This window comes from Jiangella ureilytica, assembly GCF_004348545.1.
Lineage (GTDB): Bacteria > Actinomycetota > Actinomycetes > Jiangellales > Jiangellaceae > Jiangella > Jiangella ureilytica.
This window is the reverse complement of sequence record NZ_SMKL01000062.1, coordinates 12,024-35,916: the sequence shown is the minus strand read 5'-3', so window position 1 is coordinate 35,916 and position 23,893 is coordinate 12,024. Positions and strand designations below refer to the sequence as shown.

The 23,893-nt window shown below is 73.4% G+C and carries 22 protein-coding genes; 10 read left to right on the top strand and 12 right to left on the bottom strand.

Annotated elements, in window-relative coordinates; translation table 11 throughout:
- From E1212_RS22385 to E1212_RS22360, 6 genes are all read right to left on the bottom strand, one after another.
- On the bottom strand, positions 1 to 190 hold a 190-nt coding region (locus E1212_RS22385; protein WP_131986572.1), incomplete at its 3' end, for a hypothetical protein.
- Complete coding sequence (locus E1212_RS22380) at positions 187 to 1,059, bottom strand: type II secretion system F family protein (protein ID WP_131986570.1); 873 nt, start codon at positions 1,057 to 1,059, stop codon at positions 187 to 189. The genes E1212_RS22380 and E1212_RS22385, both read right to left, overlap by 4 nt.
- The gene (locus E1212_RS22375) at positions 1,056 to 2,447 is read right to left on the bottom strand and encodes a TadA family conjugal transfer-associated ATPase (protein ID WP_162605590.1); all 1,392 of its coding nucleotides are present in this window, start codon (positions 2,445 to 2,447) and stop codon (positions 1,056 to 1,058) included. Before E1212_RS22375 ends, E1212_RS22380 begins: the two co-directional genes overlap by 4 nt.
- A 230-nt stretch (positions 2,448 to 2,677) precedes the next feature.
- On the bottom strand, positions 2,678 to 3,505 hold the full coding sequence (locus E1212_RS22370; RefSeq protein ID WP_131986566.1) for a hypothetical protein: 828 nt from the start codon (positions 3,503 to 3,505) through the stop codon (positions 2,678 to 2,680).
- Entirely contained in the window at positions 3,502 to 4,203 is a 702-nt protein-coding gene (locus E1212_RS22365; RefSeq protein WP_131986564.1) for an SAF domain-containing protein, read from the bottom strand. Before E1212_RS22365 ends, E1212_RS22370 begins: the two co-directional genes overlap by 4 nt.
- A gap of 131 nt (positions 4,204 to 4,334) precedes the next feature.
- Entirely contained in the window at positions 4,335 to 5,123 is a 789-nt protein-coding gene (locus E1212_RS22360; RefSeq protein ID WP_131986562.1) for an RNA polymerase sigma factor, read from the bottom strand.
- A gap of 323 nt (positions 5,124 to 5,446) precedes the next feature.
- On the opposite strand from E1212_RS22360, the gene E1212_RS22355 reads away from it, so the two are divergent.
- Together E1212_RS22355 and E1212_RS22350 are read left to right on the top strand one after the other, a co-directional pair.
- On the top strand, positions 5,447 to 8,311 hold the full coding sequence (locus tag E1212_RS22355) for a LysM peptidoglycan-binding domain-containing protein (RefSeq protein ID WP_131986560.1): 2,865 nt from the start codon (positions 5,447 to 5,449) through the stop codon (positions 8,309 to 8,311).
- Between the two features lie 126 nt (positions 8,312 to 8,437).
- Positions 8,438 to 8,896 (top strand): aminoacyl-tRNA deacylase, encoded by a 459-nt coding sequence (locus E1212_RS22350; protein WP_131986558.1) that lies wholly within the window; start codon positions 8,438 to 8,440, stop codon positions 8,894 to 8,896.
- Here E1212_RS22350 and E1212_RS22345 read toward each other — a convergent pair.
- On the bottom strand, positions 8,886 to 9,749 hold the full coding sequence (locus E1212_RS22345) for an NAD-dependent protein deacetylase (RefSeq protein WP_238992446.1): 864 nt from the start codon (positions 9,747 to 9,749) through the stop codon (positions 8,886 to 8,888). The genes E1212_RS22350 and E1212_RS22345 overlap by 11 nt on opposite strands.
- Before the next feature lie 58 nt (positions 9,750 to 9,807).
- Complete coding sequence (locus E1212_RS22340; RefSeq protein WP_131986556.1) at positions 9,808 to 10,185, bottom strand: MarR family winged helix-turn-helix transcriptional regulator; 378 nt, start codon at positions 10,183 to 10,185, stop codon at positions 9,808 to 9,810.
- A 60-nt stretch (positions 10,186 to 10,245) separates the two neighbouring features.
- On the opposite strand from E1212_RS22340, the gene E1212_RS22335 reads away from it, so the two are divergent.
- Entirely contained in the window at positions 10,246 to 11,760 is a 1,515-nt protein-coding gene (locus E1212_RS22335; RefSeq protein ID WP_420814412.1) for an MFS transporter, read from the top strand.
- 107 nt (positions 11,761 to 11,867) lie between these two features.
- Here the strand turns inward: E1212_RS22335 and E1212_RS22330 are convergent, their stop codons facing one another.
- Positions 11,868 to 12,725, bottom strand: a complete 858-nt coding sequence (locus E1212_RS22330; protein WP_131986552.1) for a phosphatase PAP2 family protein — start codon at positions 12,723 to 12,725, stop codon at positions 11,868 to 11,870.
- Positions 12,726 to 12,899: 174 nt separating this feature from the next.
- Here E1212_RS22330 and E1212_RS22325 point away from each other — a divergent pair, with 174 nt between their 5' ends.
- Together E1212_RS22325 and E1212_RS29610 are read left to right on the top strand one after the other, a co-directional pair.
- The gene (locus E1212_RS22325; protein WP_131986550.1) at positions 12,900 to 13,487 is read left to right on the top strand and encodes a TetR/AcrR family transcriptional regulator; all 588 of its coding nucleotides are present in this window, start codon (positions 12,900 to 12,902) and stop codon (positions 13,485 to 13,487) included.
- A 277-nt stretch (positions 13,488 to 13,764) separates the two neighbouring features.
- Positions 13,765 to 14,715, top strand: a complete 951-nt coding sequence (locus tag E1212_RS29610) for a hypothetical protein (RefSeq protein ID WP_162605589.1) — start codon at positions 13,765 to 13,767, stop codon at positions 14,713 to 14,715.
- A 42-nt stretch (positions 14,716 to 14,757) separates the two neighbouring features.
- Here E1212_RS29610 and E1212_RS22315 read toward each other — a convergent pair whose 3' ends face one another.
- The gene (locus tag E1212_RS22315; protein WP_131986546.1) at positions 14,758 to 16,368 is read right to left on the bottom strand and encodes a choice-of-anchor D domain-containing protein; all 1,611 of its coding nucleotides are present in this window, start codon (positions 16,366 to 16,368) and stop codon (positions 14,758 to 14,760) included.
- A 244-nt stretch (positions 16,369 to 16,612) separates the two neighbouring features.
- Here E1212_RS22315 and E1212_RS22310 point away from each other — a divergent pair, with 244 nt between their 5' ends.
- A complete protein-coding gene (locus tag E1212_RS22310) occupies positions 16,613 to 19,666 on the top strand; it encodes an alpha-mannosidase (RefSeq protein WP_131986544.1) in 3,054 nt (1,017 codons plus the stop codon).
- Positions 19,667 to 19,738: 72 nt separating this feature from the next.
- On the opposite strand, the gene E1212_RS22305 is transcribed toward E1212_RS22310, so the two are convergent.
- Positions 19,739 to 19,921 carry a hypothetical protein gene (locus tag E1212_RS22305; RefSeq protein ID WP_131986542.1) on the bottom strand — a complete coding sequence of 61 codons (183 nt, stop codon included), beginning with the start codon at positions 19,919 to 19,921 and terminating at the stop codon, positions 19,739 to 19,741.
- 154 nt (positions 19,922 to 20,075) lie between these two features.
- Between E1212_RS22305 and E1212_RS22300 the strand changes: the two genes are divergently transcribed.
- From E1212_RS22300 to E1212_RS22290, 3 genes are read left to right on the top strand one after another with little or no spacing between them, the layout of a single operon-like run.
- Entirely contained in the window at positions 20,076 to 21,200 is a 1,125-nt protein-coding gene (locus E1212_RS22300) for an NAD(P) transhydrogenase subunit alpha (RefSeq protein WP_131986540.1), read from the top strand.
- The gene (locus E1212_RS22295) at positions 21,197 to 21,520 is read left to right on the top strand and encodes an NAD(P) transhydrogenase subunit alpha part 2 (protein ID WP_131986538.1); all 324 of its coding nucleotides are present in this window, start codon (positions 21,197 to 21,199) and stop codon (positions 21,518 to 21,520) included. The genes E1212_RS22300 and E1212_RS22295 overlap by 4 nt, the downstream gene beginning before the upstream one ends.
- The gene (locus E1212_RS22290; protein WP_131986536.1) at positions 21,517 to 22,887 is read left to right on the top strand and encodes an NAD(P)(+) transhydrogenase (Re/Si-specific) subunit beta; all 1,371 of its coding nucleotides are present in this window, start codon (positions 21,517 to 21,519) and stop codon (positions 22,885 to 22,887) included. Before E1212_RS22295 ends, E1212_RS22290 begins: the two co-directional genes overlap by 4 nt.
- A 24-nt stretch (positions 22,888 to 22,911) precedes the next feature.
- Here the strand turns inward: E1212_RS22290 and upp are convergent, their stop codons facing one another.
- Positions 22,912 to 23,553, bottom strand: coding sequence for a uracil phosphoribosyltransferase (gene upp / locus E1212_RS22285; protein WP_131986534.1), 642 nt, complete (start codon positions 23,551 to 23,553; stop codon positions 22,912 to 22,914).
- 103 nt (positions 23,554 to 23,656) lie between these two features.
- On the opposite strand from upp, the gene E1212_RS22280 reads away from it, so the two are divergent.
- Complete coding sequence (locus E1212_RS22280) at positions 23,657 to 23,866, top strand: hypothetical protein (protein WP_131986532.1); 210 nt, start codon at positions 23,657 to 23,659, stop codon at positions 23,864 to 23,866.
- Positions 23,867 to 23,893 lie beyond the last annotated feature (27 nt).

Sequence of the window (23,893 nt, the reverse complement as noted above, 5' to 3'; positions counted from 1 at the left end):
GCCCCACCCGGCCCCGCACGCCGCCGCCGTCGACGACGTCGGCCACCGGACCACCTCGGCCCGTGAGCCGGGCGGCCGTGTGCGCCGGATGCGGCCGCCGTGTCGCCCGGGTGAGCAGTTCGTGCAGGACCACCAGGAGCCCGGCGCCGGCGCCGAGTCCGAGCAGGATCGCCAGCTGCGTCGCCGTCATGACCGGCCGCCGCCGGCCACGAGGATGCGCGGCTGGCGGGGCGTGGCCGTGATGCGCCGCATCCAGACCAGGCACCCGACGTAGCAGGCCAGCAGCGCGACGAGGATCAGCTGCCCGGTCCCGGCACGGTACGGATCGGCGTAGGGCGTCAGCAGCATGAGACCCAGCCCGCCGGCGCTGATGACCGTCACCAGCCGCGCCGTCGTGCGCCCACGCGCCTGCTCGGCGTCGACCGTGCGCCGGACCCGGACGTCGTCGCGGACGGCGGTGGCCAGCCCGTCGAGCACACTGCTGAGCTGGTCGCCGCGGCGGTGCGCGCCGAGCACCAGCGCCGCGGCGAGGAGGTCGCCGGTGGCGTCGTCGAGGTCGTCGGCGAACGCACGCAGCGCCGTCGCGGTGTCCCAGCGAGCCCGGAGCCGGGCCACGAGCCGGGCGACCTCGGGCCGGATCGGTTCCGGCGCGGTGTCGAGACTCCCCGCGAGGGCCTGCTCGATGCCGACGCCGACTCCGAGCACGGTGGCGAGGTTCTGCGCCCAGTCGCTCATCGCCTCGAGCCGGGCGATGTCGGCCTTCGTGGACGTGGTCTGCAGCAGGACGGGCAGGCCCCACGCGGCGGCGGGGACGACGGCGACGGCGAGCGTCCAGCCGGTGACCAGCCAGACCACGAGCCCGGCCGCGACCGCCCCCGCCACACGACGGCGGGAGCGGTGGGCCGCCGGCGTGGGGCCGCGCATCGCGGCCGCCCACCGCGGGAGCAGCTCGCGCCGCGGCGTGCCGGCGTCGTGCGGCGTCCGGAGCAGGCCGGCGCCGGTGGCGGCGAGCCCGCCCAGTCCGGCGATGACGGTGACCGCGGCGAGCGCCGGCCTCATGTCCCGCTCCCCGTCGTCGCGGCCGGCCAGGACGGTGCCGACTCGGGCCGCAGCCGGCCGTCGGGACCGAGGCGGAACACGTCGGTGATGGCCGGCAGCCCGCGCTCGCCCGGCTCGAGGGCGATGATCTCGGTGACGAGCCGGCGGCGACGCACGGTGTCGTCGTCGTGCGCGGTGACGCACTCGACGTGGACCACGAGGTCGACGTGCTGGGCGATCTGGCGGTAGGCGAACTCGGCGGACACGCGGTGGCCGGCCTCCATGGCACACGTGACCAGGCGTTCGATGGACGCGCGCGCCGAGTGCGCGTGGATGGTGGACAGCGAGCCTGCGCCGGACTGCATGGCCTTGAACATGGGCAGCACCTCGCGGCCGCGCACTTCGCCCACGATCAGCCGGTCGAGGTTCATCCGGAGCGCGTCGTACACGAGATCGTCGAGGGTGATCTCGCCGACGGCGCGGCCGTCGGGGCCGCGCTCGCCGCTGCCGGGGCGGGCCTCCCACGCGATGACGCGCCGATGCCGGTCGCGCAGGTGGTGCAGGCCGAGCTCGTACTCGGTCTCGATGGTGCCGAGCTTCTCCTCGGGATCGATCTCGTTGGCCAGCGCCCTGGTCAGCGTGGTCTTGCCCGCTCCCATGGACCCGGACACGACGATGCTGCGCCGCGACCGGACCGCCGAGCGCAGGAACGCCGCTGCCTGCGTGGTCAGGGTGCCCCGGGAGACGAGGTCGTCGAGGCCGATGTCGACCAGCCGGTGCCGCCGGATGACGACGACCGGCTGGTGCGTGGTCCACCCGGAAGCGGCCAGCCGGTGCCCGCCGTGCAGGTGCAGATGCAGGCTCGGACTGGCGGTGGAGAACGTGCGCTCGCCGCTGCCGCCGCGCGAGGCGAGGAACGTGAGCATGTCGACCAGCTCGTCCTCGGACTCGACCACCGGCGGCCTGCGGGTGATGCGTCCGTCGCCGTCGATGACGACGACCGGCTCGGCGCCGTAGACCTCGATGTTCTCGACGGCGGGGTCGTCGATGAGCGGCTGCAGGCGGCCGAGGCCGAAGAGGGCGTCGAAGACCGCCTGCGCGAGGGCGGCCTGCTGGTCGACCCGGACCGTCGTGGCGCCGGTGGTGACCGCCTGGCGGACGTGTTCGTCGAGCAGCTGGGCGATGATCTCGCGGCCGGCCGTGCGGCGGCCGGCCTCGGGAGTGGTCTCGTCGACCTGCTCGGACAGGCGGGCGGCGGCCTGCTGGCGGAACGAGCGGACCAGCGTCCAGTCGACGCCAGGGTCGAGACCCGTGGAGGTGCCCGGTGTGCTGCCCGGCGGAGTGCCGGGGCCCGGGCGCTGGACGGCACGGGATGGCGACGGCGGCAGCGCGGCCAGGATGTCGCGCACGCTCGGGCGCGGCGGCGTGGACGGACCACCGTCGGGGAGGGCGGGGTCAGCGGGCGGTGCGGCGAAGATCGGCAGCCCGGTGATCGGCTGCTCGCCGGCAGTGTGCTCGACCGTCGGCCGGCCGCTGGCGGGTCGCCGACTCAGGGGCCTGTCACCTGTCGGCGGCGGATCGATCGGCGGCCCGGCTGCCGGCCGTCGGCCGGCGGACCGGTCGGGTCTCGGCCGGTCGCTCATCGGACCCCCTTGCCGCTGAGCACCGTCGTCTCGAGCGGCGCGCCGAGGACGCGGCGCCGGCGCTCGTCGGCGGCGATCAGCTCGGCGACCGCGCTGCGCCCGGACCGGATCAGCCGCGAGGACGCGAGCCGGGTCAGGCTGGTGCGCAGGCGCTCGCGGCCACCGAGCCGCTCGGCGGCGACCGGGTCCCAGTCGACGGTGGCCCAGACCGGCAGCGTCGTGGCCTCGGCGGCCTCACCGGCACGGTGCGGCCGGCCCTCGCCGACCAGGACCAGACCGCGCCGGTCGACCGCGGTGTCGCCCTCGCCTGCGCACGGCAGCTGGTCGGCGGTGGCGCGCACGGCCACGAGCTCGTCCAGCGAGGTTCCGCAGATGACGGCGAGCAGGTCGGCCGCGCGGAGCAGGGCGTCGGGGCCGTGCCGCATGCCGAACCGGCCGCCGTCGACGAGGACGTCGACGCCGTGCCGGGTGACCGAACGCAGCAGAGTGGCCAGCGTCGTCCAGAAGTCGTCGGTGAGGCACGCGGCCTGCGCCCTGGTGGCCAGCCCTGGCAGCGCGAGCCGGGCGCCGTCGTCGGTGAGCGCGATGGTCTGCCCGCGCACCGTGCTGAGGCTCAGGGCGCCGTTGCGGTGGGCGAGCGCGAGGTTGATGAGGCCCAGCTCGTGATCGACCTCGCCGCGCAGATGGCCGGCCTTGATGCTGCTGCTGCCGGAGACGTCGGCCTCGACGAGCAGCACCGGCCGGGGCCAGGTGAGCGCCGCGACCAGCGCGGTGGTGGTGACGCCCGGAGCACCTCGGGCGGACGTGAACGCGAGCACAGTCATCGGTCGTCGCCTCCGTCCGGTTCCGCGGAGTCGAGGACGACGGCGACCCGGCCGGTCGCGACCATGGCGACGAGCGTGCCGGCGACGTCGTCGGGCACCACGACGTCGACCACCACGTGGCCGGAGTCGAGCACGTCGGACACGTCGACCACCGCCGCCGCGACCGACTCGGGCGGTCTCGACGGCGGGTCGTCGCCGAGGCTGGGTGTGCCGAAGACGCGGACGTGGTCGCCCGCGACGAGCTCGGAGCGCGGGAGCTGGGCCTCGGTGACGGCGACGCCCACGACGCTCTGGCCCGCTGCCGGCAGGCTCGTGGTCGTGACCGCGCCGCTGGTGAGCAGCGTGCCGGCCGGCAGGTCGGTGGCGGCACGCCGCCCCACGACGGCGGACAGCTCACTCGCCGCAACCGGGTCGAGCGCGGGATCGGGCGCCGCCCGCGCCGTCGTGAGCCGGCCCGCGTCGATGACCTCGCCGCGGTGGACGGTGCCGGTGACGGCCAGCACCTCGACCGTGTCGCTGGACGACTGGGCCAGGTACGCCGCACCCGTACCGCAGGTGGCGAGCATGCCGACGCCGAGCCCGATGAGCGCGGGCCGCCGGCGGTACCGCCGCAGCGGCGCGCCGGGCGGGCCGAACGCGGGGTCGAGCGGCTGGTCGAAGGGGTGGTCGGTGGTCTCTAGCCGAGCGGTCTGCGCCATGTGCGCCCCTCAGAGGGTCGTCGAGGTCGCTCGCTCCTTGATCGACTACGTGGCGAGCCGACAAACGTCACTGATCGGATCGGACTTGTCAACCGGAGTCCCTTCTCGCGTGCAGCGGCCGGCATCGGGGCTCAGGCCGCGGTGGTGAGCACCGAGCGCCCGGCCCGGACGGCGTCGGAGAGCCGCTGGACGGCCCTGCTGCACCGTTGCCGGACGGTGGCCGGCGGGAGGCCGAGCTCGCGGGCGACGTGGTGGGCGCCGCCGAGCTGGCCGGGCAGCGGGCAGTAGACGCGGACCAGCAGCTCCGCGTCCTCGGCGGTGATGACCCCCTTGCTGATGCCCCAGGTCAGCGTGCGGAAGACCTCGACGACAGGTGCGGGCGTGCGCCGGATGACCGGCTCGGCGGCGTCGAGCACCGTGGCGTCGACGACTTCGACCGCGTCGTCCTCGAGCGCGGCGTTGAAGTGCGCCAGCGCGTCCATGCAGAGGTTGACGGCGACCTTGGTGCGCCGACGCTCCACGGGATAGGTCGCGATGGCGTGCCAGAGCGCGCCGACCGCGGCGGCCGTGAGTTGGGGGAGGTCGCCGCGGACGCCGGCGGCGCCGAACCGGTGCGTGCGCCGGGCGAGGTTGACCGCGCGGCCCAGCATGACCTGCAGCACCAGCCGCCCGGCGAGGTGGTCGTCGCGGCCGGTGCGTTCGTCGAGCAGGCCGACGAGGAGGCCGTCGGCCTCGACCGGCTGATGTCGGCGTGCCGTCGCGATGGTGTCGGCGACGTCGGCGAGCCGCACGCAGCCGGCGAGCCCGGGCAGCGGCCAGTGTTTCGGGACGGGCCTGACGCCGAGCCGGAGCCATTCGGCATTGAGCTGATCGGTGACGAGGACGGTCGAACGGGCGGTGGGGATGGCGAGTGTGTTCACCGGCGGGCTCCTTGTGCAGATCCGGGGATGTCGACCTGCGGCAGTCCAGCGCGACCGGTTAGCCCGGAAGTTAGCCCGGACGGCCGCCGATCGGGGTCGAGAGGTTGCCCGTCTTCGCGGCGCTTCCGGATTCGGCGTGCACGAGCGGGACATCTCGTGCATCCTGGAAGGCTTTGTCCACCCCGGCTGTCACATTCGGCGGCCCGAGCGCACCCACAGGAAGCGGAGGGTGTGCTGGAGGGAGTTCGCAGGTGATCGCTACGTCGAAACCGCGTGCAGTGGTGCGTGGCCTGGCGGCGCTACTCGGTCTCGCGACGTTGGTCGTGGGTCTGCCCGCCGTGCTGTGGACCGCGGGCGGATCGCCGTTGCCCGAGGAGTGGCCCACGCTCGCGCAGGCGCGCGACGCGGCGCTGCGTCCCGACGACGGCACGCTGTTCCTGGCGCTGCTGCTCGTCGTCGGCTGGCTCGGCTGGGGCACGTTCGTGCTGAGCCTGATCGTCGAGGTGCCCGCGGCACTGTGGGGAACGCCGGCGCCGCGGCTGCCCGGGCTCCGTGCACAGCAGCGGCTGGTCGCGGGGCTGGTCGCCGCCGTGGCCGCCGTCGGCTCGGGCGGCTCCGCCGCGATGGCCGAGTCCCCGCCGCCAGGTCCATGGGAACCGGCGCCGCCGGTCACGACCGGCCTGCTCGACGAGCCGCCGGCCGTGGGCGACGCTGACGGCAGACATGTCGTGGCCGACGGCGACACGCTCTGGGATGTGGCGGACGCCCGCCTGGGCGACCCGTGGCGCTATCCGGAGATCGCCGCCGCGTCGGCGGCGACGGTGCAACCGGACGGGCGGCGGCTCACCGATCCCGACCTCATCGTGCCCGGCTGGACGCTCACCATCCCGGGTGCGGACGCGCCGGCGTCCCTGCCCGACACCGGCGGCCCGGTATTCGACGAGACCGGCGACCGACCAGGCGGCGCCGGGGAGGATGCGGCGGGAGCCGCGCACGGTGGCGCCGTCGGCGACGAGGACGAGGACGACACGGGTGAGGTCGCCGATCTGGTGCGGACGACCGGTGGGGTGGGAGCGGTGCTGGCGGCGGCGCTGGTCGGGGTGCTGGCCACCCGGCGCCTCCGCGAGCAGCGGCATCGCCGTCCCGGGGAGCGGCTCGCCGGCGGCACCGAGGCCGATCGTGCGACCGAGGCCGAGCTCCGGCAGGCCGCCGACCCCGCCGCCGTCGAGGTGGTCGACCGCGTCCTGCGTGGGCTGGCCGCACGCGTGGCCGAGACGGGCCGCGGGCTGCCGCCGTTGCGCGCCGTCCGGCTGACCCGGCGGACGCTCGAGCTGTACCTCGCGGCGCCGGCCGAACTGCCCGCGCCGTTCGCCGGCACCGCGCACGGCGGCGTGTGGACCGTCGGGCTCGACGAGGCGCCGGAGGCCGGACCGGACACCAGCGTGCCCGCGCCGTACCCGAGCCTGGTCACCCTCGGACACGACCACCACGACGCGCTGGTGCTGCTCGATCTCGAGCAGGTCGGGACGCTGGTGGTCGACGGGCCGGCAGAGCTGGTGCGATCGTCGCTGACGGCGGTCGCGGCCGAGCTCGCGACCAGTGCGTGGGCCGACGACCTGCGGGTCACCCTGGTCGGGGCGCCCGCGCTGGCCGACCTCGACCTGCTCGACACCGGGCGGGTCCGCCACGTCACCGACGTCGAGGGGTTGCTGGACGAGCTGGCCGTACGGGTCGCCGACGACCGGTTGCTGCTGGCCACGGCCGGGGTCAGCGGTCTCGGCGCGGCCCGGGCGACGCAGGTCGCCGACGCCACCTGGACGCCGGAGATCCTGGTGATCGCCGAGCCGCTCCCGGCCGACCAGTGGGACCGGCTCGAGGCGCTCATCGTGACGGCGCCGCGCGTCGCCGTGGCGGCGGTGGTCGGCGGCGGCGAGCCCGGCGGCCTGCCGTCACGCGGTCATCGGCTGCGCGGACGCACCCCGCACACCGGAGGCGGCACCTGGGTGCTGCGGCTGGACGGCCCGGCGGAGCGACCGGTCGCGATCCTCGACCCGCTGGGCGTGCCCGTCCGGCCGCAGCTCCTCGACGACGAGACCAGGCGGCGGTTTCTCGAGCTGCTCCGCGGTGCCGGCGAGCAGCCGGTCGGAGCCGTCGATGACGGCGTCGTCACCGGACGACCCCTGCACGGAGGGCCGGCGGTGCCCGGCGGCGCGCGACCGGCCGACCGCGGACGACCGGTCGACGGCGCACGATCGGTCGACGGCGGGCGACCGGCCGCCGGGGTGCCGGATCGAGAGGAGCGGCGCCGCGCGGCTGCGGGTCGATCGCAGTCCGGGCGGGCGCTGCCGCGGCTGCTGATGCTGGGTCCGGTCGAGGTGCGCGGCGCGGCCGAGCTCGGCGAGCAGACGAAGCTCGGCCAGCTCACCGAGCTGGCGATGTTCATCGCGCTGAACCCGGGCTGCGACTCGAACGCCATCGACGAGGCGATCTGGCCGGGGTCGGCGGTGACGAAGACGACCCGCGGGACGGCGATCTCGAAGCTGCGCCGCTGGCTCGGCACGGACGCGTCCGGGTCGGCGCTGCTGCCGCGCTCCGACAGCGGCTACACGCTGCGCCACGGCATCCGCAGCGACTGGGACGACTGGCGCGAGCTGCTGCCGGACGGTCCGGCCCGGGCGACCACGGCCGACCTGCGGGCCGCGCTGGAACTGGTCCGCGGCCGCCCGTTCTCGGGGCGCGGCCGCCGCCGGTACGACTGGGCCGATCACCTCGCTCAGGAGATGATCGCCTCCATCGTCGACGCCTGCCACGAGCTGGCGCTGCGGGCGCTGGTCGACGGCGATCCGTGGGAGGCATTGCGGACGGCGCTGCTCGGTCTGACGGTGGAGCCCGGCGTGGAGCTGCTGTGGCGCGACCGGCTCAAGGCCGAGCTGGCCCTCGGTGCTCACGGCCGGGTGCTGGACAGCATCGACAAACTCCTGGTCACCGCCGCCGAGCTGGGTGGCGGTCTCGAGCCAGAGACGGAGGTGCTGATCGAGTTGATCCGGACCGGCCGCATGACGGAGCCGGCCGACCCAGCCGCGGAGCCGGCCGACCCGGCCACGGAGCCGGCCGACGCCACGCCCGGCTCGGCGACACCGGACCGCCGCCGGCACCACTCACCGGCCCGCTCCCGCTCCCCAGCGTGACGGCGAGGGCGGTGAGGCGGTGAGGCGGTGACGGCGGTGAGGCGGTGAGGCGGTGAGGCGGTGACGGTGAGGGCGGTGAGGCGGTGACGGCGGTGACGGCGGTGAGCACCGCATACGCTCGGACCCATGACGGAAGAACGCGGTGTCGACGCCCTGCAGGAGTCCGGCCTGGCCCATCACATCGTCCGGCATCCGCCGGTGAACAGCCTCGAAGAGGCCGCCGCCGCGCGCGGGGTCGAGCCGGCCGCCGTCATCAAGACCATCGTGGTGCGACGGGCCGACGACGACTACGTGTTCGTGCTGGTCCCCGGCGACCGCACCATCGCCTGGCCGAAGCTTCGCACCCTGCTGGGCGTCAACCGGCTCTCGATGCCCGATGCCGCCACGGCGCGCGACGTCACCGGGTACGAGCGCGGCACGATCACGCCGTTCGGGTCGACGCGCGCCTGGCCGGTCATCGCCGACGAGCGGCTGCTCGGGCGGGAGGTCTCGATCGGCGCCGGCGCGTTCGGGGTCTCGGCCACGGTCGACGGCGACGAGCTGGTCAAGGCCCTCGACGCCACCGTCGCCGACGTCACCGACTGACGGCCGCCCCGGTCAGGACGGCGGCCAGCACCGTCAGCACCGGCGAGCACCCGGCGTCGACCTTGACGGTGGCGAGGTCGTCGCCGCGGGTGGCGCCGTGGTTGACGATGACCACCGGCCGCCCGGTCTTCGCCGCATGCCGGACGAACCGCAGCCCCGACATCACCGTGAGCGACGACCCCGCCACCAGCAGCGCCGCCGCGAAGTCGACCAGCGCGTACGCCGCCTCGACCCGCGGCTTGGGCACGTTCTCGCCGAAGTACACGATGTCGGGCTTCAGCATGCCGCCGCACGCGTCGCAGTCGGCGATCCGGAAGTGTGTCGTGGCCTCGATCACGGCGTCGGCGTCGGGCGCGATCTCGGCGTCGGCGACCTCGTCGGCGAAGTCCGGGTTCAGCGCCGTCAAGCGGGCCGCCACGTGGTCGCGCGGCACCACCCGGCGGCAGCCCAGGCAGATGACGCGGTCATAGCGTCCGTGCAGGTCGATGACGTTGCGGCTGCCCGCGGCGTCGTGCAGGGTGTCGACGTTCTGCGTGATGACGCCGACCGCGACGCCGTCGGACTCCAAGCGGCTGACCGCGAGATGACCGGGGTTGGGACGGGTGCCGTGGACGTGCCGCCAGCCGACGTGGTTGCGGGCCCAATAGTGCCGGCGGCGGTCGGGGTCGCCGACGAACTGCTGGTACGTCATGGGGGTGCGCGGCGGGGAGTCGGGGCCGCGGTAGTCGGGGATGCCGGAGTCGGTCGAGATGCCGGCGCCGGTGAGCACGGCGACCGGCCGGCCCGAGAGCACCGCGATCGCCTCGCCGACGGCCGGCCAGGCCGGGTGGCCGGGATCGATGCGGTCGAGCACGCTTCGAGCTTACGTCGCCCCGCCGTCGCCGATCACCCGGCAGCAGAGGGCCGCGGTCTCAGTCGAGGTGGTGGGCGAGAACCTTGCGATGGGTGTCGCGGGCCTCGGCGTGGCGGGCGCGGCCGGCATCGGTGGGACTGACGAAGAGGGCGCGGCGGTCGTCCATGCACATGGCCCGGCCGACCAGGCCCGCGCGCTCGAGGCGGGCGACCGTCCGCGAGAACGCGCTCTGGCTGAGGTACATGTCGGCGGCGAGCTCGTGCATGCGCAGCTTGTCCTGGCCTGACTCGATGAGCCGGTCGAGCGCCTCGAACTCGCTGAGCCCGAGGCCGTGCTGGTCCTGCAGCTCGCGGTCGAGGTCGCAGGCGATGCCGTTGTACGAGGTCAGGAGGGTGCGCCACTTCTCGACGAGCTCGTGCTCCTCCGTCCCGCTCATGGAGCGCACTCTAACACCGCGCCCAAACCAATGCAAGGACATTTAATGCTTGTGCATTTGATGCACGTGCATGTAGCGTCGTCGCTCGTGACTGCAACCGCAACACCACCCCCGTTCGTTCCCGACGACCAGCGAGATCCGCGCTGGACCCCGCGACTCTGGGGCATCCTCGCGGTGCTGTGCCTGGTGATGTTCCTCGACGGGCTCGACGTGTCGATGGTCGGCATCGCCCTGCCGTCGATCGGGACGGAGCTGGGACTGTCGACGACCTCGCTGCAGTGGATCGTCAACGGATACGTGCTCGGCTACGGAGCACTGCTGCTCCTCGGTGGCCGCACGGCCGACCTGCTCGGCCGCCGCCGGGTGTTCCTCATCGCGCTCGCCGTCTTCGCCGCCGCCTCGCTCGTGGGCGGACTGGTCGACGACGGGACGCTGCTGATCATCACCCGGTTCGTCAAGGGCGTCGCGGCCGCGTTCACCGCGCCGACGGCGCTGTCGATCCTGACCACCACGTTCCGCGAAGGACACGCGCGCAACAAGGCGCTGTCGATCTTCGCCGTCTTCGGCGCGAGCGGCTACTCGTCCGGGCTCATCCTGGGCGGCCTGCTGACCAGCGCCGGCTGGCGGTGGAACTTCCTCATGCCGGTGCCGCTGGCCATCCTGGCCCTGATCGCAGGCATCGCGCTGATCCCGCGTGACAAGCCGGCCGACGCCGGCGGCCACGACCTGGCCGGAGCGACGACGCTCACGGCCGGCATGCTGCTCGCCGTGTACTCCGTCGTCTCCGCACCGGAGCGCGGCTGGGCCGACCCCGTCACGATCACGCTGTTCATGCTGGCGCTCGCGTTGCTGACGGCCTTCGTCCTGGTCGAGCGGCGGGTCGCGCATCCGCTGGTCCGCTTCGGCATCCTTCGGATCGGCCCGATCGTCAGGGCGAACCTGGCGATCATCGCGCTGTTCGGGTCGTACCTGAGCTTCCAGTTCATGCTGACGATCTACTTCCAGGCGGCGCTGGGCTGGTCGCCGTTGCGGATGGCGCTGGCCCTGCTGCCCGCCGGCCTGATCGTGGCATTCGGCTCGCCGTACATGAGCCGGGTGATCGACCGCTACAGCACCCAGCGGCCGATCGTCGCCGCGATGGTGTCGCTGAGCGCGGCCTACGTGTGGTTCCTCGCGTTCGGCGGGGACGCGACGGCGGCCTACGCCACGGACATCCTGCCCAGTGTGCTGCTGATCGGGCTCGGGTTCATGCTGGCGTTCTCGTCGATCATGTCGCAGGCCACGGCCGGGGTCCACGACTCCGAGCAGGGGCTGGCGGCCGGCCTGGTCCAGACCTCCGGGCAGATCGGCGGCGCCGTGGTGCTGGCGGCGACGACGGCGCTCGTGACGGCCGGCTCGCACACGGCCGACGGCATGGCGGCGGCGACGTTCGAGCAGTTCCGGCCGGGCCTGACCCTGGTGACGGGGGTCGCCGTCGCCGGGCTGGTGGTCATGCTCGTCCCGTCGCGCCGCCGCCGTCGCGACGCCGAGCCCGACCCCGTCGCCGACGAGGTCCTGGCGCCGGTCGCACCCTGACCGGCGCCGGCAGGTCGATCGTGGAGTGACCGCAGCGTTCCGGTCCGGAACGTCCGATGGATCCCGCGGTTACTCCACGATCAACTCGGGGGGCGGGCGGGCGGGACTCAGCGGACGCGGGAGAGGTTCGGCGTGCGCTGGGACGGGATCGCACCCGCCCCCGCGCCGTCGCCGTCCGCAGCCTGTCGCGCGTCGTCGATGGCCGCCTCGACCGCCCGCCGCCGCTCGTACCGCTCGATGAGCACGGCGACCCCGATGCCCGCGACCACGACGGCGCCGCCGACGATGGCGTCGACGACGTAGTGGTTGCCGGTGAGCACGATGGCGGCGAACATCAGCAGCGGCATGGTCGCCCCGGCGATGCGCACGACCAGCACTCGCGACAGCGCGACCCAGGCGATGCCGAGCAGCAGGATCCAGCCGAAGTGCAGGCTCGGCATGGCGGCGTACTCGTTGACGAAGGTGGGCGAGTTCATCTCGCGATACGTCGGCGCCTCGAGCGAGATGGTGTCGACGAAGCCGTGCCAGGGCAGGAACCGCGGTGGCGACAGCGGGTAGAACGCGAAGACGACCAGGCTGAACGCGCCCGATGCCAGCAGCGCGTTGCGGTAGAACGGGTAGGCCGCCGGCCGGCGCGCGATGAGCCAGACCAGCGTGAGCACGAACACCGGCCAGTAGCCGTAGATGTAGAAGCCGTTGGCGGCGTCGATGGCCCACTCGTGGTCGAGGATCAAGCTCTGCAGGTCGGTCTCGACATCGATGCCGAGCGACCTCTCGAACGCGATGACGTCCTCGGCGTGCCGGAACGCAGCGTCGACGCGGTCGCTGGTCAAGCCTCTGACCAGCGTATAGAGGAGTGCGGCCGCGAGCAGGAAGGCGATCTCCTTCGCGGCCGTGGCGAGTCGTGAGCCGGTGCGGATGTGGCGCAGCGTGGGCGGGCGTCGCGACAGGGTGTCCGAGGCCATCGGTCCTCCAGTGCTGGCGACGTGCGATGAGCGCCAGCGCCCCCTTGAAGTTGCCTCTACTTGTCGGCCGACAAGTGCTCTGGGTCTCACGCTACGACCACACTTGTCGGCCGGCAAGTAGTTCACGTATCGTGTGGCCGCCCTCACTTCTCGATCAGCGAGGCGGCGACGGAGATGGACGACGAGGGACGCCCCGGCGCGGGTACCGCCGGGAACATCCGCGAGGTCGCGCTCGACCTCTTCTCCCGGCAGGGCTACGAGCGCTCGACGCTGCGCGAGATCGCCGACGCACTCGGCATCAGCAAGGCCGCGGTCTATTACCACTACCGCACGAAGGTCGAGATCCTCGACGACCTGCTCCGCCCGATGGTCGACGGCGAGGACTGGATCATCGCCGAGGCGGAGTCCGAGACCGCCCACATCGGCAGCCCGGCCTGGCGGCTCACGCTCGTCGAGCGCTACGTCGACCTGCTGCTGGCACATCGGCGGGTCGCGACCTACGCGATGAACGACATCGCCGGCGTCTCGAACTCGACCCTGCTCGACCGCATGCGCGCCAACGATGCGCGGCTCGCGGCGCTGCTGGCCAACGGAGATCTGTCGCTGGAGCAGCGGGTGCGCACGTCGGCGGCGCTCGGCGTGATCGTCGCGATCCTGGCGCTGCCGGACGTCTCGAACGCCGACCTGCGGCCGCAGCTGCTGCGGGTGGTGCGCGACGTGCTGGGGCTGGCCGATCCGGTGCGCGACACGGCCTCGGCCTGAGCCCGGCTGACGCCGGCGGCGCGCCGCGGAGGGAACGACCGAGCGGCACCACCCCGGGGGGCGAGAATGGTGCCGCTCTTGCTACGAGGCTATGTCCGGCCGGCCCGAAACTGGTAGGGAACGAGGAAAAATCTTGGTCCGCACGGTGACACGTGGGGCAACGGAGAGTCGTGTGCTTGTCGTGACACTGGCGGCCGTCCTGTCCCTTGCGGCCTGCTCCGATGCGGACTCGGAAACGACGGCGAACGGCTCACCTTCCGCCGGGGTCACTTCCGGGGTGGACCGGGAGGACGACTCAGCGCAGCAGCCGCCGCGTGAGCCGTCGGCCGACGCCGAACCCGAGTGCGACGCGCCGTGCTACGGCGACGCCGAGTCCGCAGGCACGCTCTCGGAGGACACCGTCGTCGAGGTCAGCGGCATGGCGGCGAGCGTCCGGACGCCCGGCCTCTACTACGTCGTCAGCGACGAGCCCGGCACGCCGGAGGTCGTGGCGGTGCGCGAGGACGGCACGCCGGTCGCGCGGCTGGAGCTGGACGGCATGGACCCGGAGAACGCCGAGGCGCTGGCGGTCGGCCCGTGCGGCGACGACCCCGCCGTGAGCTGCCTGTACGTCGGCGACATCGGCGACCACGTGGGCCGCGACCACGTCGTGGTCTACCGGGCGCCCGAGCCGGACCTCGCCGACGCGCCCGACGAGCCTGACGCACCCGACGCGCCCGACGCGCCCGACGCCCGCACGCTCGACGCCGACGCGCTCGAGTACACCTACGAGGACGGCCCCACCGACGCCGAGGCGCTGCTCGTGGACGGCGACGGCCGGCCGCTGGTCGTCAGCAAGGCCTCGTTCGACCGCGACACCGGCGAGACCGGCAGCACCCGCCTCTACCGCGGCCCGGCCGACGGCGGCGAGTTCGAGGCCGTCGCCGGCATCGAGCTGCCGGAGCCGGAGAACGGGCTCCTCGCGGCGCTGGCGGGCAACGTCGTCACCGACGCGTCGGCCGACCTCGCCGCCGCCCGCGTCCTGCTGCGGACCTACGACGAGGTCCTCGAGTACCGCGCGCCCGGCCCAGGCACGGACGTCGCGACCTTTCCCTCGTGGCCGGTGCGCCGGGTCCCGGCGGGCAACGTCCTGCAGGCCGAGACCGTCACGTACGCCGTCGACGACTGCGGCTACCTCACGACGTCGGAGCTGACCGGCGTCGTCGCCGTCGTCCGCTGCACCGGCTGAGCGCCGCCGGCCGGTGAGCACCCGGCCGGCGGGGCCGTCTGATCAGCTCTGGACCAGCCGGCGGCGCGTGACCAGCAGCAGCAGCGCGCCGAGCCCGATGAGCAGCGCGCCCGCCAGCACCGAGGCGTCGCCGAAGCCGGCGCCGGTCTCCGGCAGGGTGCCGTCGTGGCCGTCGTCGTCACCGGACGGGTCGTACGGCGTGGGCGTGGCCGACGGCTCGTACGACGTGGGCGTCGCGCTCGGTTCGTACGGCGTCGGTGTGTCCGTCGGGACCGGCGTCGAGGTGTCCGTCGGCGACGGCGTCCCGGTTCCCGGGTCGGTCGGTGTGCCGGACGGCGTCGGCGTCCCGGACGGCGTCCCGCTCGGGTCGTCCTCGGTCACGCTCACCCGGTGCGTGGCCGAGTCGCTGCCACCGTCGCCGTCCGACACCGTCACACCGACGTCGAAGGTGCCCACGGAGGAGAACGTGTGCACGATCGAGCGCTGTGCCGCCCCGGTGACCGTCTGGTCCGCCGTGCCGTCGCCGTCCCAGTCGACGGCGTACGTGTACTCCTCGGCGGCGGAGCCCGGGTCGACGGCGGCGACCGCCAGCGCCGCCGACGTCCCGGATCGCACGGCGTCGGGACCGGTCACCGTCAGCGCCGGCTCGACGTTCTGCACGACCACGTCGGTCTCGTACTCGCTGAACCGGCCGATCTGGTTGGTGATGCGGGCCGTGACCGAGACCGTCGCCGGGCCGTCCGCCGTCAGCGCCGCGGGAACGGGCGCCGCCGCCGACGTCGACCCCACGACCTCGAACGTCCCGTCGCCGTCCCAGTCGAAGCTGTAGACGAACGGCTCGACGATCTCCGAGCCCGGGTCGTCCTGGTCGCTGAACGACACCGTTGCCGTCGACCCCTCCGCGACCGGCCCGTCGGACGCGATCACGGCGGTCGGCGTCGTCGCCGGCACGCCGGTGCCGGACAGCGACACGATGTGGTTGGCGCCCTCGACGACGATGAGGTCGGCGCCCGTGGCCGCGCCCGCCGCCGTGGGCGCGAACTCGTACCTGATCGCGCAGGACTCCCCGGCCGCCAGTGCGCCGTCGCACGACGAGGTCCCCGAGAAGACGTCGGACTCGACCGCCGGTGCGCTCACCGACGGTGTCCGCGAGATGTTCGAGACGTTGGTGACGGTCAGGTCGAGCGACTTCGTCTCGCCGACGACGACCGCGCCGAACGCCAGCGCCGGCGACGACACCTCGATGGGCGCGACGCCGGTGCCGGTGAGCGAGGCGCTGTAGGTGATGCCCTCGAGCGTGAACGGCACGTCGATCTGGTGCGACCCGACCGCCGCAGGGGTGTAGGTGTACGCGAACTCGCAGGTCTCGTCCGGCTCCAGCTCGGACCCGTCGCACGTCGTCGTCGCCTCGAACGGCCCGTCCCCGGTGACGAGCCCGCCGGTGAGCTCCGGCGCCAGCGCTGCGTCGGAGATGTTCCGGATGATGAGCTTCTCGGTACCGGTCTCGCCGACGAAGACCGAGCCGAAGCCCATGGTCGTCGACGTCATGCTGAAGTCGTCCGGAGCGGCGAGGGCCAGCGGTGCCACCACCGCGACCGTGCCGATTCCGATGCACCCAGCGCCCACCAGCCGCGTCCACCGCGCAGCCCCCATGACGTCCTCCGCTCCCCACCGCGCCCACCGCGGCCCCACCCAGACGCCCGGGCTGTCCGGGCACGTCGCCGCGAGCGTAACGGCGCCGATGAGCTGTGATCATGAGACGAGTCTGAGATCTTCTTTACGCAATTCCGGCATTCCGTCCGGTCGCCTGTGGGGACGTTCCCACAACGCCGTAACGTGGACCCGGCGCCTCTCGCGCTCCGTATCGCAGTCCATCCGACGGAGGCTGGAACCCCGCATGCACGACAACCGCGTCCTGGTCGAGAACCGCCTCGAGCGAGTCCTGAGCCAGCGGCTGAAGCCGGCCGTCCACCGCACGGTCGCCCCCTTGTCCCTGACGGTCTGGCACGTCGACGGCGGCCACGGCGAGCCGGTGCCGCCGTCGGCCGCGCTGCCCGGTGGCGAGGCGGTCGCCGACGGCCGGTACGTCCCGGCGGCCGTGGGCGAGCGCTGGGGCCCGCCGTGGGGCACGTCGTGGTTCCACGTGACCGGCGAGGTGCCGGCCGAGGCCGCGGGGCGCCGGGTCGAGCTGGTCATCGACCTGGGCTGGGAGAACCGGTTCGCCGGCTTCCAGGCCGAGGGTCTGGCGTACCGGCCGGACGGGTCGGTCGTGAAGGGCCTGCACCCGCGCAACATCTGGCTGCCGGTCGGCGACCCGGTGAACGGCGGCGAGCGGATCGACCTCTACGTCGAGGCGGCCGCCAACCCGCGCCTCGATGGCGACACGCCGTTCGCCGTGACGCCGCTCGGTGAGAAGTCGACCGCGGGCAGCGAACCGCTGTACCGGATCAACCGCGCCGACGTCGCCGTGTTCGAGACCGACGTGTGGGAGCTGTGGCAGGACCTCGAGGCGATCGGCGGCCTGATGCCTCAGCTGCCCGGGGGCGAGCCGCGTCGGTGGCAGCTGCTGCGCGCCGTCGAGCGGGCGCTGGACGCGCTGGACCTGCAGGACCTCGCCGGCACTGCGGCCGCCGCCCGGGCCGAGCTGGCCGACGTCCTCACCAAGCCGGCCAACGCCAGCGCGCACCGCCTGTCCGCCGTCGGGCACGCGCACATCGACAGCGCGTGGCTGTGGCCGGTCCGCGAGACCGTCCGCAAGGTCGCGCGCACGACGTCGAACGTGGTCAACCTGCTCGACGAGTACCCGGACCTCGTCTACGCGATGTCGTCGGCGCAGCAGTACGCCTGGATCGAGGAGCACCGCCCGGAGGTCTTCGAACGCGTCGCCGCGCAGGTGAAGGGCGGCCGCTTCGTGCCCGTCGGCGGCATGTGGGTCGAGTCCGACACCAACCTGCCCGGCTCGGAGGCGATGGCTCGCCAGCTGGTCTACGGCAAGCGGTACTTCCTCGAGACGTTCGGCGTCGACACCCCGGAGGTCTGGCTGCCGGACTCCTTCGGGTACTCCGCGGCGCTGCCGCAGCTGGTGGCACTGTCGGGGTCGCGCTGGTTCCTCACCCAGAAGATCTCGTGGAACAAGCAGAACGTCTTCCCGCACCACACGTTCTGGTGGGAGGGACTGGACGGCACCCGCGTCTTCACGCACTTCCCGCCCATCGACACCTACAGCTCCGACCTGTCCGGCGGCGAGCTCGCCCACGCCGTCCGCAACTTCCGCGACAAGGGCGACGCGAACCGCTCGCTCGTCCCGTTCGGCTGGGGCGACGGCGGTGGTGGCCCCACCCGCGAGATGATCGCCCAGGCGCGCCGGACGGCAGACCTCGAGGGCTCGCCGCGGGTCGCCATCGAGACGCCGGCCGACTTCTTCGCCGCCGCCGAGGCCGAGTACGCGAACGCGCCGGTCTGGTCCGGCGAGCTGTACCTCGAGATCCACCGCGCCACGTACACGTCGCAGGCCAAGACCAAGCAGGGCAACCGGCGCAGCGAGCACCTGCTGCACGAGGCCGAGCTGTGGTCGGCGACAGCGGCCGTCGCGGGCCTCGCCGACTACCCGTACGACGAGCTGGACCGCATCTGGAAGCAGGTGCTGCTCAACCAGTTCCACGACATCCTGCCCGGCTCGTCGATCGCCTGGGTGCACCGCGAGGCGCGCGAGCAGTACGCCCGCATCGGGGCGGAGCTGGCCGAGATCATCGACCGCGCGCAGCGAGCGCTGGCCGGCGCCGGCACCACGGAGGTGGCGTTCAACGCCGCACCGCATCGCCGCTGCGACGTGCCCGCGTTCGCCGGCTCGCCGGTGGAGGTGTCGGAGCCGTCGTCGCCGGCCGTCGTCGCGACGCCGGCCGAGGGCGGCTACGTGCTCGACAACGGGCTGCTGCGGGTCACCGTCGACGGCCGCGGCCTGCTGACGTCGGTGCTCGACCTCGAGGCCGGCCGCGAGGTGCTCGCCGGCCCGGGCAACCTGCTGCAGCTGCACCCGGACCTGCCGAACCAGTGGGACGCCTGGGACGTCGACGAGTTCTACCGCAACACCGTCACCGACCTCGTCGACGTCGACGAGCTGAGCGCCGACGGCGGCACCGTCCGGGTCGCGCGCACCTTCGGCGACTCGCACGTCGTCCAGCAGATCATGCTCGCGCCCGGCGCCAACCGGGTCGACGTCACCACCGAGGTCGACTGGCGCGAGCGCGAGAAGTTCCTCAAGGCCGCGTTCCCGCTCGACGTGCAGACGCAGCGGGCCGCCTACGAGACGCAGTTCGGGCACCACTACCGCGCGACGCATGAGAACACCACGTGGGACGCGGCGAAGTTCGAGGTGTGCGCGCACCGGTTCGTGCACCTCGAGGAGCCCGGCTACGGCGTCGCGCTCGTCAACGACTCGACCTACGGCCACGACGTCCGCCGGCCGGCCTCGGAGACGGGCGGGACCACGACGACGGTCCGGCTGTCGCTGCTGCGGGCGCCGCGCTACCCCGACCCCGAGACCGACCAGGGCGTGCACACCATGCGCTACTCGCTGGTGCCGGGCGCGACGATCGACGACGCGGTGCGCGAGGGCTACGCGCTGAACCTGCCGCCGCGCATCGTCGAGGGCGCCGGGCACGAGGTCGAGCCGCTGGTCCGGGTGGCTGCCGGGTCTGGCGGGTCGGTCGTCGTGTCGGCGGTCAAGCTGGCCGACGACCGCTCCGGCGACGTCGTCGTCCGGCTCTACGAGGCGCGCGGCGGCCGGGCGACCGCGACGCTGACGCCGTCGTTCGCGGTGTCCGGCGTCGAGGAGACCGACCTGCTCGAACGACCGGTTCCGGCTGCGGCGATGACCGGCGCCGACGGCGACACCGTCAGCCTGCGGCTGCGCCCGTTCCAGATCGTGACGCTCCGCCTCCGCCGCGCCTGACCGACGACCCCCCATGATCGAGCCCGGGCACGCCGAAGCGCGCCCGGGCTCGATGGATGAGAGCGGGTGGGGTCAGCGCCCGATCTGCCGGTTGCGGCGGCTACGGAGCTTGCGCCGCTGCGACGGGTCGAGCATGAGGTAGCCGGCGACCGGGATGCCGATCAGCAGCACCACGAACAGCCAGAAGGGCAGCAGCCAGAGCGCGAGGATCACCGCGGCTGCTCCTCCGACGATCCATCCGGTGTTCTTGCCCATGGCGTGTCCTTTCTAGAGGGCGTTGCCCTTCCATTGTCACCGGTCGACCGTGCTTTCGTCTCCATCCTCGGGATGGCTCTTCCCCTAGGGATCGGACCAACACGTGGCGAGCCCCTGTCGATCAACGGTGGTCGGCGGGTAACGTCTGCGGGCGATGAAGGTCGTCGTCGCTGCCGAGACCCGTGACCACGAACGCCGGGTGGCGCTGGTCCCTGACCTGGTGGGGCGGCTGACCAGCGCCGGCCTCGAGGTCGCCGTCGAGTCCGGAGCCGGCGCGGGTGCCCTGCACGCCGACGCCGCCTACGAGGCGGCGGGTGCCTCCGTCGTCACCGGCGACGTGCTCGCGGGCGCCGACGTCGTCCTCTCCGTGAACCCGCTGCCGCCGGAGCGCCTGGCCGCGCTGCGCAGCGGCGTCGTCACCGTGTCGTTCCTGCCCGCGACGCAGGAGCTCGACACCGTGCGGGCCGCGCGCGACGCCGGGGTGACGGCCTTCGCGCTCGAGCTGGTGCCGCGCATCTCGCGGGCCCAGTCGATGGACGCGCTCACGTCCCAGGCGCTGGTCGCCGGGTACCGCGCGGTGCTGGTCGCGGCCGAGCGGCTGCCGCGGTTCTTCCCGCTGTCGATGACGGCGGCCGGGACGGTGCCGCCCGCGGAGGTGCTGGTGCTCGGCGCCGGCGTGGCCGGGCTGCAGGCCATCGCGACCGCGCGCCGGCTCGGCGCCCGCGTGCAGGCCTACGACGTCCGCGCGGCGTCGGCCGAGGAGGTGCGCAGCCTCGGCGCGCAGTTCGTCGAGCTCGACCTCCCCAGTCTCGAGGGCACCGGCGGCTATGCGCGGGAGATGACCGAGGAGCGTGCCCAGCTGCAGCGCGACCTGCTCGCGCCGGTCGTGTCCGCGTCCGACGTGCTGATCACGACGGCGGCCGTGCCCGGCCGGGCCGCGCCGCTGCTGGTGCAACGGCCCGCCGTCGAGGCGATGAAGGCCGGCAGCGTCGTCGTCGACCTCGCCGCGGAGTCCGGCGGCAATGTCGAGGGCAGCGTCGCCGGCGAGGAACTGCGGGTCGGTGGCGCGCTCGTCTGGGGCGCGCGCAACGTGCCCAGCCAGCTGCCCGTCCACGCGAGCCGGCTGTTCGCCGCCAACGTCGTGAATCTCGTCCTGCTGATGACGGCGGACGGCAAGGTCACGCCCGACTTCGCCGACGAGATCGTCGACGGCGCCGCCGTCACCCATGACGGCGTCGTCCGCCATGTCCCCACCCGCGAGCTCCTGGAGGCCGAGTGACCGAGGGCGTTGCGCTGCTGACGGTGTTCGTGCTGGCGGTGTTCGTGGGGTTCGAGGTCGTGTCGAAGGTCTCCTCGACGCTGCACACGCCGCTGATGTCCGGCGCCAACGCCATCCACGGCGTCATCCTGGTCGGCGCGGTCATCGTGGCCGGGACGGCGGACGAGGCCGGGGTGCTGGTGGTCGCCCTGATCGCGGTCGTGCTGGCGACCCTGAACCTGGTCGGCGGCTTCGTCGTCACCGACCGGATGCTGGAGATGTTCGGCGGCACACGACCGCCGACGGCCGAGGTGGCGCCGGCGAAGGTGGGCGGCGAGTGATCCCGGTCTGGGCGCAGGTCTGCTACGTCGTCGCCGCCGTCTGCTTCATCCTCGCCCTCAAGGGCCTCGCGTCGCCGAAGTCGGCCCGGCGCGGCAACCTGCTCGGCGCGTTCGGTGCGCTGCTCGCCGTCGTGGTCACGTTCTTCGCCTACGACATCGACAACCTCGGCTGGATCCTGCTCGCGGTGGCCGTCGGCGCCGTGCCCGGTGCGCTCGGCGCCCGCCGGGTCGCGATGACGGCGATGCCGCAGCTCGTCGCGCTGTTCAACGGCGTCGGCGGCGGTGCCGCGGCGCTGGTCGCGATCCTCGAGCTGCGGCACGCAGAGCTGCTGTCCGACGGCGCCCTCGTCGCCTCGGCGTTCACGATCCTCATCGGCTCGGTGTCGTTCGCTGGATCCGCCGTCACGTTCCTCAAGCTCCAGGAGCTGATGACCGGCCGCCCGATCACGTTCCCCGGCGGGCCGTTCGTCTTCGGCGGCGTGCTGGTGGCGGCGCTCGGCCTCGGCGTCTGGACCGTGGCGACCGGCAGCGTGACGCTGGCGATCATCCTGGCGCTGGTCGGGCTGCTGGCCGGTGTGCTGCTGGTGCTCCCGGTCGGCGGCGCGGACGTGCCGATCGTCATCTCGCTGCTCAACGCGTTCACCGGCCTCGCCGTCGCGGCCGGCGGCTACGTGCTCGAGAACGCGCTGCTGCTGGTGGCCGGCACGCTGGTCGGCGCGAGCGGCACCATCCTCACCCGGGCCATGGCGCGGGCGATGGGCCGGTCGGTGTCGTCGATCCTGTTCGGCGCCTTCAAGGGCGGCTCGACGGCCGGTGGCGGCGAGGCGTCGGACCGCCCGGTCCGCTCGGCCGGACCCGACGACGTCGCGATCATGCTGGCGTACGCCCGCCGGGTCATCGTGGTGCCGGGGTACGGGCTGGCGGTCGCGCAGGCGCAGCACACGATCCGCGAGCTGGTCGACCTGCTCGAGAAGCGCGGCGTCGAGGTCGGCTACGCGATCCACCCGGTGGCCGGGCGCATGCCGGGACACATGAACGTGCTGCTCGCCGAGGCGAACGTGCCGTACGAGCAGCTGCTCGAGATGGACACCGCCAACGGCCAGCTGCGCACGGCCGACGTCGCGCTGGTCGTGGGCGCCAACGACGTCGTCAACCCGGCGGCGCGCACGTCACCGGGGTCGCCCATCTACGGCATGCCGATCCTCGACGCCGACCACGCGGGCGCGATCGTGTTCCTCAAGCGCTCGATGCGCCCGGGGTTCGCCGGCATCGAGAACGAGCTGCTCTTCGACCCCAAGACCACACTGCTGTTCGGCGACGCGAAGGCCTCGCTGACGGCACTGGTGACGGCGCTCAAGTCGCTCTGAGCGGCTCGGGAATGGGCGGACGGGTCAGTCGACCACGCCGTACAGCCGGTCGCCCGCGTCGCCCAGGCCGGGCACGATGTAGCCCTTCTCGTTGAGCCGCTCGTCGACGGCCGCCGTCACGACGGTGAGCGGAACGCCGAGCTCGCGGGTCTCGCGCTCGAGGTACTCGACGCCCTCGGGAGCGGCCAGCAGACAGACGGCGGTGATGTCCTCGGCGCCGCGGTCGACCAGGAAGTGGACCGCGGCCGCCAGCGTGCCGCCGGTGGCCAGCATGGGGTCGAGGACGTAGCACTGGCGGCCGGTGAGGTCGTCGGGCAACCGGGTGGCGTACGTGGTGGCCTGCAGGGTGTCCTCGTCGCGGATCATGCCCAGGAACCCGACCTCGGCCGTGGGGACCAGCCGGGCCATGCCGTCGAGCATGCCGAGGCCGGCCCGCAGGATCGGGACGATGAGCGGCTTCGGCGAGCTGAGCTTCACGCCGGTGGCCGGCGCGACCGGGGTCTGGATCTCGACGGTGGCGACGCGCGCATCGCGGGTGGCCTCGTAGGCGAGCAGCGTGACCAGCTCGTCGGCCAGCCGGCGGAACGTGGGGGAGTCGGTCTTGGCGTTGCGCAGCACGGTGAGCTTGTGCGCGACGAGCGGGTGGTCGACGGCCAGCAGACGCATGCGAGGAACCTATCCGAATCCGGTCACGCTCTCGACCGGGCGGGTCCGCTGGTGCTAGCGTCCCCCGAGTGTGCAGGGGTTGCGTCTGAAGAACGGAGGCCAGATGCCCGAGGGCGCCATCACCGAGCCTGTCGGCTCGGGTGCAGACGATTCCCCGACACCCAGCGGTGAGCTCGTCACCGACATCAGCCGCCTGCGTCAGCGGGCCGTCTTCCTTCGCGAGCTGGCCGAGGCCCGCGCGCTGCTCGCCCGCTCCACCCCGTGGCACGGTCGTACCACGGGGCTGCGTCGCCGGCTGCGGCAGAGCACCTAGGAGACCACACCGGTCGTCGAGAGGAAC